The 13,123-nt window shown below is 71.5% G+C and carries 10 protein-coding genes; 3 read left to right on the plus strand and 7 right to left on the minus strand.

The genetic code is table 11. From position 1 onward, the window contains the following. Positions 1-56: 56 nt before the first annotated feature. Together AB0I54_RS26285 and AB0I54_RS26290 are read right to left on the minus strand one after the other, a co-directional pair. Positions 57-1,697 carry an ABC-F family ATP-binding cassette domain-containing protein gene (locus AB0I54_RS26285; RefSeq protein ID WP_363298604.1) on the minus strand — a complete coding sequence of 547 codons (1,641 nt, stop codon included), beginning with the start codon at positions 1,695-1,697 and terminating at the stop codon, positions 57-59. Between the two features lie 36 nt (positions 1,698-1,733). Continuing rightward, complete coding sequence (locus AB0I54_RS26290; RefSeq protein ID WP_363298605.1) at positions 1,734-2,762, minus strand: oxidoreductase; 1,029 nt, start codon at positions 2,760-2,762, stop codon at positions 1,734-1,736. Positions 2,763-2,852: 90 nt separating this feature from the next. On the opposite strand from AB0I54_RS26290, the gene AB0I54_RS26295 reads away from it, so the two are divergent. Then, the gene (locus tag AB0I54_RS26295; protein ID WP_363298624.1) at positions 2,853-3,773 is read left to right on the plus strand and encodes an FAD-dependent oxidoreductase; all 921 of its coding nucleotides are present in this window, start codon (positions 2,853-2,855) and stop codon (positions 3,771-3,773) included. Positions 3,774-3,783: 10 nt separating this feature from the next. Here the strand turns inward: AB0I54_RS26295 and AB0I54_RS26300 are convergent, their stop codons facing one another. Beyond that, positions 3,784-5,733, minus strand: coding sequence for a Xaa-Pro dipeptidyl-peptidase (locus AB0I54_RS26300; RefSeq protein ID WP_363298606.1), 1,950 nt, complete (start codon positions 5,731-5,733; stop codon positions 3,784-3,786). Positions 5,734-5,914: 181 nt separating this feature from the next. On the opposite strand from AB0I54_RS26300, the gene AB0I54_RS26305 reads away from it, so the two are divergent. Further along, a complete protein-coding gene (locus AB0I54_RS26305; RefSeq protein ID WP_363298607.1) occupies positions 5,915-7,408 on the plus strand; it encodes a M1 family metallopeptidase in 1,494 nt (497 codons plus the stop codon). A gap of 282 nt (positions 7,409-7,690) precedes the next feature. Here the strand turns inward: AB0I54_RS26305 and AB0I54_RS26310 are convergent, their stop codons facing one another. Genes AB0I54_RS26310 through AB0I54_RS26320 form a run of 3 tightly spaced genes read right to left on the minus strand, consistent with a single transcriptional unit; the run spans position 7,691 to position 10,602 of the window. After that, the gene (locus AB0I54_RS26310; RefSeq protein WP_363298608.1) at positions 7,691-8,608 is read right to left on the minus strand and encodes an adenosine kinase; all 918 of its coding nucleotides are present in this window, start codon (positions 8,606-8,608) and stop codon (positions 7,691-7,693) included. Beyond that, positions 8,605-9,093, minus strand: a complete 489-nt coding sequence (locus AB0I54_RS26315; RefSeq protein WP_363298609.1) for a macro domain-containing protein — start codon at positions 9,091-9,093, stop codon at positions 8,605-8,607. The genes AB0I54_RS26310 and AB0I54_RS26315 overlap by 4 nt, the downstream gene beginning before the upstream one ends. Positions 9,094-9,135: 42 nt before the next feature. Next, positions 9,136-10,602, minus strand: a complete 1,467-nt coding sequence (locus AB0I54_RS26320; RefSeq protein WP_363298610.1) for an amino acid permease — start codon at positions 10,600-10,602, stop codon at positions 9,136-9,138. A 242-nt stretch (positions 10,603-10,844) separates the two neighbouring features. On the opposite strand from AB0I54_RS26320, the gene AB0I54_RS26325 reads away from it, so the two are divergent. Beyond that, a complete protein-coding gene (locus AB0I54_RS26325) occupies positions 10,845-11,558 on the plus strand; it encodes a MerR family transcriptional regulator (RefSeq protein WP_363298611.1) in 714 nt (237 codons plus the stop codon). A 23-nt stretch (positions 11,559-11,581) separates the two neighbouring features. Here AB0I54_RS26325 and AB0I54_RS26330 read toward each other — a convergent pair whose 3' ends face one another. Continuing rightward, positions 11,582-12,916 (minus strand): glycoside hydrolase domain-containing protein, encoded by a 1,335-nt coding sequence (locus AB0I54_RS26330; RefSeq protein WP_363298612.1) that lies wholly within the window; start codon positions 12,914-12,916, stop codon positions 11,582-11,584. Positions 12,917-13,123 lie beyond the last annotated feature (207 nt).

Here is a 13,123-nt window from a genome sequence, read left to right on the forward strand (position 1 = left end):
CGGCGGAGCCGCACGTTGGCACAGCCCCGCGCCCCTCATACGAGCGATACGTCCCGTCAGTACTCGGTCACCTTTCCCTCCGCCACCTCCAGTCGGCGGGTCACCCGGACCGCGTCCAGCATCCGGCGGTCGTGGGTGACCAGGAGCAGCGTGCCCTGGTAGGAGTCGAGGGCGGACTCCAGCTGTTCGATGGCGGGCAGGTCGAGGTGGTTGGTCGGCTCGTCGAGGACGAGCAGATTGACGCCCCGGCCCTGGAGCAGCGCCAGGGCGGCGCGGGTGCGCTCACCCGGGGAGAGGGTGGCCGCCGGGCGCAGCACATGGTCCGACTTCAGACCGAACTTGGCGAGCAGGGTGCGGACCTCGACCGGCTCGGTGTCCGGGACGGCCGCGCAGAAGGCGTCCAGCAGTGCCTCCGGGCCGTGGAACACCTTGCGGGCCTGGTCGACCTCGCCGACCAGGACGCCGGAGCCGAGGGAGGCGTGCCCGGCGTCCAGCGGGACGCGGCCGAGCAGCGCGCCCAGCAGCGTCGACTTGCCCGCGCCGTTGGCGCCGGTCACCGCGACCCGGTCCGCCCAGTCGAGCTGCAGCGAGGCCGGGCCGAAGGTGAAGTCCCCGCGCCGTACCTCCGCGTCCCGCAGGGTCGCGACCACCGCGCCGGAGCGCGGCGCGGTCGCGATCTCCATGCGCAGCTCCCACTCCTTGCGCGGCTCCTCGACCACATCGAGGCGTTCGATCATCCGCTGGGTCTGGCGGGCCTTCGCGGCCTGCTTCTCGCTGGCCTCGCTGCGGAACTTGCGGCCGAGCTTGTCGTTGTCGTTGCCCGCCTTGCGCCGGGCGTTCTTCACGCCCTTGTCCATCCAGGAGCGCTGCATCTGCGCGCGGTCCTGGAGGGCGGCCTTCTTGTCGGCGTATTCCTCGTAGTCGTCGCGGGCGTGCCGGCGGGCCACCTCACGCTCCTCCAGGTAGGCCTCGTAGCCGCCACCGTAGAGGTTGATCTGCCCCTGGGCGAGGTCGAGTTCGAGGACCTTGGTGACGGTGCGGGTGAGGAACTCGCGGTCGTGGCTGACGACGACGGTCCCCGCGCGCAGGCCGGTCACAAAGCGTTCGAGTCGCTCCAGGCCGTCGAGGTCGAGGTCGTTGGTGGGCTCGTCCAGCAGGAAGACGTCGTAGCGGGAGAGCAGGAGCGAGGCGAGGCCGGCGCGGGCCGCCTGGCCGCCGGACAGGGACGTCATCGGCTGGTCCAGGTCCACGGCCAGGCCCAGCGAGTCGGCGACCTCCTCCGCGCGCTCCTCCAGGTCGGCGCCGCCGAGATCCAGCCATCGCTCCAGGCTGGTGGCGTAGGCGTCGTCGGCACCGGGCAGGCCGTCGACCAGGGCCTGTGTCGCCTCGTCCATCACTCGCTGGGCCTCGGCGACGCCGGTGCGGCGGGCGAGGAACTCCCGTACGGTCTCGCCGGGCCGTCGTTCCGGCTCCTGGGGCAGATGGCCGACGGTCGCGGTGGGCGGGGAAAGGCGCAGTTCGCCGTGCTCGGGCGCGAGCAGCCCGGCGAGCAGCCTCAGGAGCGTGGACTTGCCCGCGCCGTTGGCGCCGACCAGCCCGATCACGTCCCCGGGCGCGACGACGAGGTCGAGCCCGGAGAAGAGCGAGCGGTCGCCGTGGCCGGCGGCGAGGTTCTTGGCGACGAGGGTGGCAGTCATCAGACCGCCGATCCTAATGGCCGCGCGCCGCGCCGTTCAGCGGGCCATCGCCTCCACCAGCACGCTCCCCGAGGTCCGGGCCACGACGAAGGACTCCCCCTTGACCGCCTTGGCGTCCAGGGCGATGCGGTGCAGGCCGGCCTCCAGGATTCCGTCGAACACCTCCCGGGTGTGGGTGCGGTAGAGCCGGTCGAGGCGGTACGCCGTGAGACGGACCCGGCAGGGCGAGGTGACCTCGATGCCCGCCTCGCCGTCCGCCGCCACCAGGCGGGTCAGCCGGCGCTGTGCCACGGGGCGGCGGTCCAGGGCGTGCTCGATCTGCGCGACGAGCAGGGGGACGATCGGGGCGAGCCCGTCGACATAGGCGACGTCGACGCGGGCGCGTTCGAACGCCCGGCGTACGGCGGCCCGTTGCGCCTCGCCGATCGCCCGGCCGAAGGCGACGGCGCCGTACGCGCGCAGTTCCTCCTCGGGAACGCCCGTGGCGTCCTGGGTGATGTCGGCGCCGATGCCGATGGTGCGCAGGGCGGCGGCGAGCTTGGCGAGGAGCGCGACGCGGGCGCCGATCAGCAGCACGCGGCGGCGGGGCTGTGCCTGCGCGTCGGCGTCGTCGAGGAGGGCGCCGAGGGCCGCGCGGTACTCGTCGCCGTGGAACCGGAAGGGCCCTATGCCGTGATAGCCGTTGAGCTCCAGGTCGGCATGGTCCTCGCTCTGCCAGGCGAAGTCCCGCCAGATGTAGTCGTCGCCGTCCCGCTCGATGACGGCGGTGACCGCACCGCAGGCCAGGTCCTCGCACTCGGGGCAGCCGTAGACGACGTAGCGGCCGTCGGGCAGGGGCGCCTCGCTCTCCAGGAGCAGGCTGCGGACCTGCGCGGTGAAGATCGCGGGCGGGACGTCGGAGGCGAGTGGGGAGACGGCGTCCAGGTCGGACAGCTGGAACAGCAGCGGACGTCCGTCGACGATGAAGTCCACGAAGTCCCGGTGGACCTGGTAGCCGCCGTCGGCGAGCACACCGCCGGCGCGCATCGCCGGTGCCAGGCCGAAGGACACGTATGCGGCAGACATGCTGTGAGTATTCCCAGAGTGGGACGCATGTGAGCGCGGCATGACATATTTCGCTAACGTCCTCGCGTGGAGCATGAGCGAAGTGATGGCGTGATCGTGGTCGGCGGCGGGGTCGTCGGGCTGACCACGGCCGTGGTGCTGGCCGAGAACGGCGTCCGGGTGCGGGTGTGGAACCGGGACCCGGCCGAGCGCACGACCTCGGCGGTCGCAGGTGCGCTGTGGTGGCCGTACCGCATCGAACCGGAACCGCTCGTCGGCCGCTGGGCCCTCGAATCCCTTGCCGAGTACGAGGAGCTGGCCACGCGCCCGGAGGAGACCGGCGTACGCATGGTCGAGGGCGTACACCGCGGGCTGCGTCTGGACGAGCTGGGCCCCTGGGCGGCGCGGGTGCCGGCGCTGCGTACCGCGGACGACGGCGAAGGTCTGGCGGCACGGCTGCCGTTGATCGACATGCCGGCCCATCTGGCGTGGCTGCGGGCGCGGTTGCTGAAGGCGGGCGGCACGGTCGAGGAGCGGGTGGTGACCGATCTGGCCCGGGTGCCCGCGCCGGTCGTGGTCAACTGCACCGGTCTGGGGGCCCGTGAGCTGGTACCGGACCCGGCGGTGCGGCCGGTGCGCGGTCAGCTGGTCGTGGTGGCGAACCCGGGCGTCACGACCTGGTTCACCTCCGTCGATCACTCCTCGGACACCTCCACGTACTTCTTTCCCCAGCCGGGCGGGCTGATCCTGGGCGGTACGGCGGAGGACGACGCGTGGTCCCTGGAGCCGGACCCGGCCGTGGCCGCGGGGATCGTCGCCCGGTGTGCCGCGGTGCGGCCGGAGATCGCCGGGGCGAGGGTGCTGGCCCATCGCGTGGGGCTGCGCCCGGCACGCGCCGCGGTACGGCTGGAGCGCCTGCCGCTGCCGGACGGACGGGCATTGGTCCACCACTACGGCCACGGCGGCGCCGGCGTCACCGTGGCCTGGGGCTGCGCCCAGGAGGCGGCCGCGCTGGTGGGCGCGGCCGCCTGAGCCGGTCGGCTCAGCTGCCGGGCAGGCGCTGGATGGTACGGGGTGAGCGGACGCCTTCCAGGGAGGTGGCTGCGGGAGTGGTGGACGTGGTGCCCGAGGTCGCCCGGGTGAACGCCGCGGGACCGCCCACCAGCGGCAGCCTGGCCGACGTGCGGGCCAGGTCGACGGTGAGCGTCGGGGTGGTCGACGGCGGGTCGATGAGGTTCTTGTCCGTGCCCGCGACGATCAGCGCCAGGCGGTGGCCCTTGGGGACGACATGGTCGGTGGCCGCCAGGTCGAGCGTGATGGTGTACGCCTTGCCCGGGGTGAGCGGGACGCCCTTGCCGGTGTCGGCGTAGTTGCCGAGGTCGGCCCAGCCGCGGCTGAACACCGTGTAGTCGACGGCCTTCGTCCTCGCCTTGGTCGACTTGAAGCAGGCGCTGTCCCCGGCCGTGCTAGCGCCCCAGCAGGTGCGGTCGGTGAGGGTGGTGATGCCCTCGCCGTCGTCCGCGTAGTCCCGGATGGTGCCGGGGCCGAGGTCGACGAGGACCGCGGAGAGATGGGCGGTCGAGGTGGTCGGCGTGGCGGTCACGGTGACCTTGGACGAGCCGGACAGGCGCAGGTCCCGGGTGAGCGGCTCGGTGAGGAAACCGGCCTTCTCGGGGGTGGCCGTGCCGATCCGCCCGGCCCAGTCGGTCTCGCTCAGGGCCGGGTTGTCGGTGAACGTCTCGGTGCCCTGTCCCCGGCGCAGGCCGAGCGTGCCGACGCCCGCCCGGCTGCCGGTGGCCGGGCGCAGCGTGGTGCCCTGCGTGTCGCGCGGCGGCCACACCGTGGAGGTGACCCACTGGTCCGGGTGGCGTTCGATGTCGGCCATAGGCTCACGGTCGATGCCGTTGGCGTAGCCGAGGAGCTCGTGGTCGAACCAGCGGTGCAGGGTGTCGACCCAGGCCCCGCGCCGGTAGTCGAAGGGGTCGACATGGCCGGTCTGGGAGAGCCAGATCTTCCGTTCGACGCCGTGCCTGGCGAGGGCGTCCCACCACTGGCCGAAGTGCTTGGTGCGGACGTTGAGGTCCTGCATGCCGTGCACCAGGAACACGCTGGCCTTCACCTTGGACGCGTTCCTGACGTAGTCGCGTTCGGTCCACAGACCGGTCCAGTCACCGGTGCGCGGGGCGCCGTCGACGAGCTTCTTCTGTACGGCGGCGCAGTGGGCGCGGGCGTCGGCGCTCTCGACGGCGTCGGACAGCCAGTCGGGGCCGGAGTCGTACAGCGGTGCGCCCTTGGCGAAGTAGTAGTCGTACCAGGAGGAGATGGCGCTGATCGGGACGATGGTCTTCAGGCCCTTGACGCCGGTGGCGGCGACGCCGTTGGCGATGGTGCCGTCCCAGCTCTTGCCGATCATGCCGGTCTTCCCGTTGGTCCAGGTGGCCTTGACCGTGGTGGTGCCGGTGCGGCTGGTGTAGCCCTTGGCGCGGCCGTTCAGCCAGTCGATCACGGCCTTCGCGGACCCGATGTCGGAGCGGCCGCCGACGTCGACACAGCCGTCGGAGCGGTTGGTACCGGCCAGGTCGACGCCGACGAAGGCGTAGCCGCGGGGCACGAAGTAGTTGTCGTAGAAGAGCGGCATCCGGACGACGTGGCCGCTCGCGTCGTACGTCTTCTTCTGGCTCTCGTTGCCGCGCCCGCAGCAGGAGTAGTACGGGCTGGCGTCCATGATGACCGGCACCTTGCGGCCCTGCCGGGCGGGTTCGGCCGGCCGGACGATGTCGGCGGCGACGCGGTCCGTCCTGCCGTCGCCGTCCCCGTCGAGGCCGGTGTCCACCCACACGGCCTCACGGACGGCATGGGCGTACGAGTAGACGGGCCGGCTCTCGCGCGGGGCGGCCTGGGCGGCCACGGGGGTGAGGAAGGCGGCCATCAGGGCCGCGACGGCCAGGGTCGCGAGCGGTCTCCAGATCGTGAAGCGCGTGCGTTTCGGCATGCGCGGACGGTACCCCGGTCAACTCCCGTGCAGAAGAGGGCAGCTGAGTGAACGTCGGGACCGGGTGGCTCATGTCGGCCGGATGGCGATCGTGTGACACGAGGGGCTGTGGACAGGTCAGGGGCCACAGGGTCTGAATAGGCTCCGAACAGACATCGTGCCCCTACGACTTGGAGTTCTCGTGCACCGCAGAATCTTCGCGCCGGGCGCGCTCGCGGCGGCCTCCCTCCTGCTGGCGATCCCGGCATCGGCCGCAAGTTCCGCTCCCGGCGCACCGGGCATCGGCGATCCCTATTACCCGAACTACGGAAACGGCGGTTACGACGTCTCCCACTACGACCTCCGGCTGACGTACCAGCCGGCCACGGACGAGCTGGCGGGTACGGCGACGATCCAGGCGAGGACCACGCAGGAGCTGTCCAGCTTCGATCTGGACTTCCTGCTGGACGTGAGCGAGGTGCGGGTCAACGGCGCCAAGGCCGGCTTCGCCACCTCCGGCCAGCACGAGCTGGTGATCACGCCGAAGAACCCGCTGGCGAAGGGCACGCCGATCACCGTGGTGGTCCGCTACAGCGGGGTGCCGTCGACGAAGAGCGCGTACGGCTTCAACACCTGGCACCGCACGCCCGACGGCGCGATCGCGGCCGACGAGCCCGAGGCGGCCTGGTGGTGGTTCCCGAGCAACGACCACCCGCTGGACAAGGCGACCTACGACGTGTCGGTGGCCGTACCGGACGGCACCCAGGCCATCTCCAACGGCACGCTCCAGTCGAGCAGTTCCAGGCTTGGGTGGACCCGCTACAACTGGCGCGAGAACAAGCCGCAGGCGACCTATCTGGCCACGCTGGCGGTCGGGAAGTTCGACATCACGACGGGCACCTCCGAGGGCGGGGTCCCCGTCGTCAACGCGTACAGCAAGGACCTCGGGGACAACGACGGGGCGGCGCGGGCGAGCGTGGAGCGGACCGGGGAGATCGTCGACTGGCTCAGCGGCTACTTCGGGCCGTACCCCTTCGGTTCGGCCGGCGGGTATGTCCCCAACACCACCACCGGGTTCGCGCTGGAGACCCAGACCCGCGTGTACTACAGCCCGCGCCAGTTCGCGAACGGCTCCAACACCTCGGTGGTCGTGCACGAGCTGGCACACCAGTGGTACGGCGACGACGTGTCGCTGAAGGGCTGGAAGGACATCTGGATCAACGAGGGCTTCGCGCGGTACGCGCAGTGGCTGTGGTCGGAGCACGAGGGCGAGGGCACCACGCAGCAGCTCGCCGACTATGTGTACGCCTCGCACCCCGCCGACGACGCCTTCTGGTCCGTCGCGCCCGGTGATCCGGGACCGGACGACCAGTTCGACATCGCCGTCTACGACCGGGGTGCGCTGGCCGTCCAGGCGCTGCGCAACGAGGTCGGTGACGACGCGTTCTTCGCCATCCTGAAGGGCTGGCCGAAGGAGCACGCCTACGGCAACGCGTCCGTGGCCGACTTCCGGACGTACGCCGAGAAGGTCTCCGGCAAGCCGCTGTCCGCCCTGTTCGACACCTGGCTGTTCCAGCCGACGAAGCCGACCACCGCCGCGGCCCGCTCCGCGGTCGTCACCAAGCCCGCGGCGGCCCCCGTACAGCCGAAGTCCTGGAAGAAGATCGAGGCGACGAACGAAGCCCACGGAGGCTGAGACACCGGAGGCACAGGGCCGGGGCCGGGACAGGTGACTCACCCGGCCCCGGCCGAGGACATTCGGCTGCCACGGCCGCCCGAACCGGCTGGGTCCACCGAATCGTCCGGACGGGCACGACCCGGCGAGGCGAGGCTCACGTCGGCCGGGACACCGGAGAACGGGGCCGGGACCGGACGGCTCACCTCCGGCCCGGCCCCGGACGTCGCCTGCCGCGGCGGGCCGAGGCCGGCCGGACCAGTGGGGCCACGCCGGCCGTGCGCACGGGCGCGGCCCCGTGGTTCACACGCCGGCCGAGTCCAGCTCCGCCACCCGGTCCAGCAGTTCGTCCCGGCCTATCGCGACCGTCTCCGTCGACGGCACCGTGCAGGCGTATGCCCCGGCCACCGTCCCGTACAGGGCGCTGCGCCGGGGTGGCTCCCCGTCGAGGTGGGCGAAGAGGAAGGCGGCGGCGAAGGCGTCGCCCGCGCCGTTGGTGTCCACCACCGGCGCGGGTGGTGTCACCGTCGGTAGGTGGCTCAGCTCGCCGTCGGACAGCAGGTACGCGCCCTCGGCACCGGCGGTGGCGACGACCAGCTCGGCCCTGCCCTTCTCGGCGATGCGGCGCATCGTCCGCTCGGGGTCGGTGAGGGCCGTCGCCGAGAGGAAGACGATGTCCGCCGTGTGGGCGAAGGGCTCGTGGTAGGGGTTCTCGCCGTCCCAGTCGTGCAGGTCGGTCGAGACGGAGACGCCGGTCTCGCGCAGTGCGGGCAGGGTGTGGGCGCACGGGTGGGTGATGGCCAGGTGGACGTGCCGGCTCGCCGCGGCGAGGTCCCGGACCGTCCGCTCCGGGAAGCGGTCGTCGGCGTGGGCCCGGCTGGTGTCGTAGAGGGAGAGCCGGCGGCCGTCCGGGCCGACCAGGTTCACCGCGCGCTTGGTGCCGGCGGGCTGTGGGATCGCGGTGAGCGGGATCCCGTGGTCCCGGTGCAGCGCGCGGACGAGTTCGCCCTCGGGGTCGTCACCGAGCAGGTCGAGGTGATGGGTGCGCAGGCCCAGCGCGCTCAGGCCCACCGCGACGAAGTCGCCGGTCTGTCCGGCGCGGGTGCGGATCCCGGAGTCGATCATGTAGCTGTCGGCGTACGGGAGCGGCAGTTCGGGGACGTACACGATCGTGTCCACGCCCGCGCCGCCCAGCACCAGGACGTCGATCCTGTCGCTCATCCCCCGCCCTCCCCGTGGTCGTACACCGTCACCGCGATCCCGCGCCGCACCAGCCGCTCCGTGATCAGCGGCTCGATCCGGGACCACTTCCCGCCTGCCAGACCGCAGCCTATGCGGGGCATGTGCACGGACGCGCCGAGTTCGATCACTTCGTCGGCGAGCCGGGCGAGCGCCGTGTCGATGGCCTCGTAGCGCACGGGCACGCCCTTGCTGCCGGTTCGGGTGCCCCGCTGGCCGATCATGTTGGCCACCCAGACATACCGCTCGGCCCGCACCAGCTGTACCGCACCCAGCCCGAAGTCGTTCGACGCGCGATGGCGGTGCCATGCGCGGTACTCCGCCTCGGGCTCCGGCCAGCGGCGCGACAGCGCCAGGACGAAGCCCTTTCCCCATCCCCCGATGTCGTTGCAGACGTGGGCGATCACCTTGACGCCCTTGCCCGACGGCACGGTGGCGTCACCCCGGACATATGTGATCTCCGACATGACGCCACCGTAGGCGATGCCACTGACAGTGGCCGTGACCTGCTACTTCGTAAGCTCGGACAGCTCCCGGTCCGCGGTCTTCGAGACTCGCCGCCGCACCCCGTACCAGCCGCCGACCAGCAGCGCGGCGATCACCGGGATGAGCATCAGGGTCTTGCGGCCGACCTCGGGGTCGTTCCACATCATGCCGAGGCAGACCAGCAGGAAGGCGATCGTGGCGATCTCCGTGCCGGGGCTGCCCTTGAGGCGGAAGTGCGGCCGGGTGACCAGACCCGCCCGGGCACGCCGGACGAAGACCAGGTGGCAGACCATGATGATCACCCAGGTGCTGATGATGCCGAGGGAGGCGACGTTCAGCACGATCTCGAAGGCCTGGCTCGGCATGAGGTAGTTGAGGCCGACGCCGAGCACGCACACCGCGCAGGTCAGCAGGATGCCGCCGTAGGGAACCTGGCTGCGGTTCATGCGGGCGGTGAACTTCGGGGCCGAGCCCGCGATCGCCATGGAGCGCAGGATGCGGCCGGTGGAGTACAGGCCGGAGTTCAGCGAGGACATGGCGGCGGTCAGGACGACCAGGTTCATCACGTCACCGGCGCCCGAGACGCCGATCTTCGAGAGCACCGTCACGAAGGGGCTCTGGTCGGCCGAGTACACCGAGCCCGGCAGCAGCAGGGCCAGCAGCACGACCGAGCCGACGTAGAAGAGACCGACGCGCCACATGATCGAGTTCACCGCGCGCGGGACGACCTTCTCCGGCTCGGCGGTCTCGCCGGCCGCGACGCCGACCAGTTCCAGCGCGGCGTACGCGAAGATCACGCCCTGCATGACCAGGACGACCGGCATCATGCCGTGCGGGATGACTCCGCCGTGGTCGGTGACGACGCTCAGGCCCGGGGTCTGGCCGCCGACCTTGTGCTGGGTGGCGAGCAGGAAGATGCCGATCAGCATGAAGCCGACCAGGGTCGCGACCTTGATGATCGCGAACCAGAACTCCATCTCGCCGAAGATCTTCACGGAGATCAGGTTCACGGCCAGGACCACCGCGAGGGCGGCCAGGGCGAGCACCCACTGCGGGATGCTGGTGAACATGCTCCAGTAGTGCGTGTACAGCGCGATCGCGGTGATGTCGGCGATACCGGTGGTCGACCAGTTCAGGAAGTACATCCAGCCGGCGACGTAGGCGCCCTTCTCGCCGAGGAACTCGCGCGCGTACGACACGAACGAACCGGACGAGGGCCGGTACAGGACGAGCTCACCCAGGGCCCGTACGACGAAGAAGGCGAACACGCCGCAGACCAGATAGGCCAGGGCGAGCGCCGGGCCCGCGTTGTGCAGACGGCCGCCGGCGCCGAGGAAGAGTCCGGTGCCGATGGCGCCGCCGATGGCGATCATGTTGACGTGGCGGGCCTTGAGGTCCTTGCTGTAGCCGGCGTCGCCCGCGTCCGCGGGCGTCCCGGTCGCCTGGGTAGGGGCGGCGACCTGTGCCGATTCCACGGCGTCCTTGCTCACGGGTGGTTCCACTCTCTGGTGCGCCCGGCCTCGTGGGCCCGGGTGTCCGTACGGTCTCGGCCCGCACCACCTTTGTGTCGCGGTACAGACCGAGGGAGCAGCTTTCCAGAGAGATCACCCCGTATGCGATGTTCCACGTCACACAGCGGCTCTTCTCACATCTCGGTCACCCGTGGCTCACACTCCGGTCACATGCGCGCAACAGGTTTCACAGCACTGGTGAGACAGCAATACTGCTGCACATGACGACCGACACCGAGGAGCCGACCCTCACCATCGACGAGCTGGCCGCCCGGGCGGGCGTCACGGTCCGCACGGTCCGCTTCTACGGCACCAGGGGCCTGCTGCCGCCGCCGGTGATCGGTGCGCGCCGGGTGGGTCACTACCGCCGGGAGCATCTGGCACGCCTGGCGCTGATCGAGGAGTTGCAGCACCAGGGCATGACGCTGGCCGCGATCGAGCGGTATCTGCGGCAGCTGCCACCGGACCTGACCGCGCACGAACTCGCCGTGCACCGGGCCGTGGTCTCCTCGTGGGCCCCGGACGCGGCGGAGACACTGTCGCGCGAGGAACTGGAGCGGCGGGCGGGGCGGTCCCTGGACGAGGGCGACCTGGACCGGCTCGTGGCGATGGACGTCGTCGAGCGGGCGGGTGACGCGTACCGCGTGGACCTCGGACAGCTGCGGCTCGGCGTCGAGCTGCTGGACGTACCGCTGTCCCAGGAGGCGATCCTCGCCGCGCGGAAGGTGCTCCTGGAACACTCGCGCGCGGCCGCCCACGAGCTGTCGCAACTGCTGCGCGACGAGGTCTCGGAGCGGGACGCGCGGCATGTGCGGTCGCTGTCCGCCCATATGCAGCCGCTGGTGGTGCAGGGGCTGCTGACCACGTTCCAGCGGTCCCTGAAGCAGGAGCTGCGCCTGTGGCTCGACGATTCGCAGGCAGACGCAGCCCCGTGACCCTCTCCGGCCGGTCACACGGCTCAGCAGCGCGGCAGGGGCTTGCTGTACGAAGTGCCGCTGGGCGTGGCCACATAGTGGTCCGACACATAGTGGCCGTTGTCGAGCCGGTCCCAGATCTTGGTGGTGCCGACCGTCGAACCGGACCGCTGGCAGGTGACCCACGCCAGGGCTCCGCCCGGCGAGGTGCCGACGGCGGAGTACCCCGCGCCGGGGCCGCTGCGCTCGGTCACGCCTGCCGGGGCGGTCACCTGGTACGGGTAGGCGCAGCGGGGCAGCGGCGCGCTGTAGCCGGTGCCGGAGGGGGTGCTGACGTAACGGTCCGAGACATAGCCGCCGTTGGTGAGCCTGTCCCACACGGACGTGGTGCCGACCTTGGTGCCGGGCGTCTGGCAGACGACCTTCAGGGTCGCGCCGGGGGCGTAGGTCGCGGTGACCGGGTAGCTGGTCGCGGGCCCGGTGCGTGCGTTGAGCGGGGTGGTGCTGGTCACCTTGTACGGGTACGCCACCGTGGCGACGGGCGCGTCGAGCCGGTCGGTGTCGATGTTGAGGGTGACTGAGCCGTAGGTCTCGTCGTGGCCGCCGCGGAACTGTTTGGCGCGCTGGTGGACGGCCCACTTGGAGTCGGCGATGTTGGCCCAGCCCTTGAGGGAGTCGACGCTGTCGTAGCGCGCGATCCACAGGGCGTCCGGGCGTGCGTAGGCCGTGGACGTGTAGACGTCGGCGAGTTGGCGGGCGCCCAGGTTGAGGTTCATGTAGACGCCGGAGACATAGCCGAGCCGGTGGAGCTCCTTGGTCCAGGCGGAGACATAGGTCAGGACGGCCGTGCGGCAGGTGCCGTCGGTCTGGGTGTAGTGCTCGATGTCGTTGTAGAGGGCGCTGCCGGGCAGCATGCCGAGGGCCTTGGCCGCGGCGATCGCCTCCGTGGCCGCCGCGGTGCCCTGCGAGCGGGCCGTCGCCGGGCTCGTGCTGATCTTGGCGTCGGACGGCCGTGCCCCGCACGGCGGTTGCAGGCCCTTGTGTATGGGCAGCAGGCGCCACTTCAGCCCGGTCACGGAGGCCACCCAGGACGCGGTCAGCTGCGGCTGGGCGCACGTACGGTTGACGCCGGAGACATAGACGCCGAGGGCGCGGTAGGGCGAGGCGTTCCAGGCCTGCACGGTGGTGAGCGGCGGGGCCGTGCAGGCGTCGAAGGCGAGCCCCGAGTAGCGGGTGGCGGTCGCTCCCGCCGGATAGCCGACCGTCGTGGCCGGTTCGGCCGCGGCGACGGGAGCGACCGCGAGGGCAGAGGCTCCGCCGAGGAGGCAGGCCGAGGCGACGGCGAGGAATCTTCGCAGGGCAGAGCGTGAGTACGGCATGGGGACCCCCCTGAGCGGTATGGCCGGGTTCGCTCGCCCTCACGGTCGCGTCCCCAAGTCCCCGCTGTCCACAGGCGTGCACGAAGTTCATCCGTCAAGGCGCGCGCCCGCGCCTGCCGGAGCTCCGGCAGGCGCGGGCGCGGCCCGGTGGCCCCCGGGGGTGGTCCGCGGGGGGCGGTGGAGGTGTGCCCCCCCCCCCCCGGGGCG

The organism is Streptomyces sp. NPDC050625 (genome assembly GCF_040654755.1).
Lineage (GTDB): Bacteria > Actinomycetota > Actinomycetes > Streptomycetales > Streptomycetaceae > Streptomyces.

Bases quoted from the DNA above. Each gene is read 5' to 3' on its own strand.
- AB0I54_RS26315 (WP_363298609.1), bottom strand. From the start codon at position 9,093: ATGTCGGAGATCACATATGTCCGGGGTGACGCCACCGTGCCGTCGGGC.
- AB0I54_RS26300 (WP_363298606.1), bottom strand. From the start codon at position 5,733: ATGCCGAAACGCACGCGCTTCACGATCTGGAGACCGCTCGCGACCCTG.
- AB0I54_RS26285 (WP_363298604.1), bottom strand. From the start codon at position 1,697: ATGACTGCCACCCTCGTCGCCAAGAACCTCGCCGCCGGCCACGGCGAC.
- AB0I54_RS26290 (WP_363298605.1), bottom strand. From the start codon at position 2,762: ATGTCTGCCGCATACGTGTCCTTCGGCCTGGCACCGGCGATGCGCGCC.
- AB0I54_RS26325 (WP_363298611.1), top strand. From the start codon at position 10,845: ATGACGACCGACACCGAGGAGCCGACCCTCACCATCGACGAGCTGGCC.
- AB0I54_RS26310 (WP_363298608.1), bottom strand. From the start codon at position 8,608: ATGAGCGACAGGATCGACGTCCTGGTGCTGGGCGGCGCGGGCGTGGAC.
- AB0I54_RS26330 (WP_363298612.1), bottom strand. From the start codon at position 12,916: ATGCCGTACTCACGCTCTGCCCTGCGAAGATTCCTCGCCGTCGCCTCG.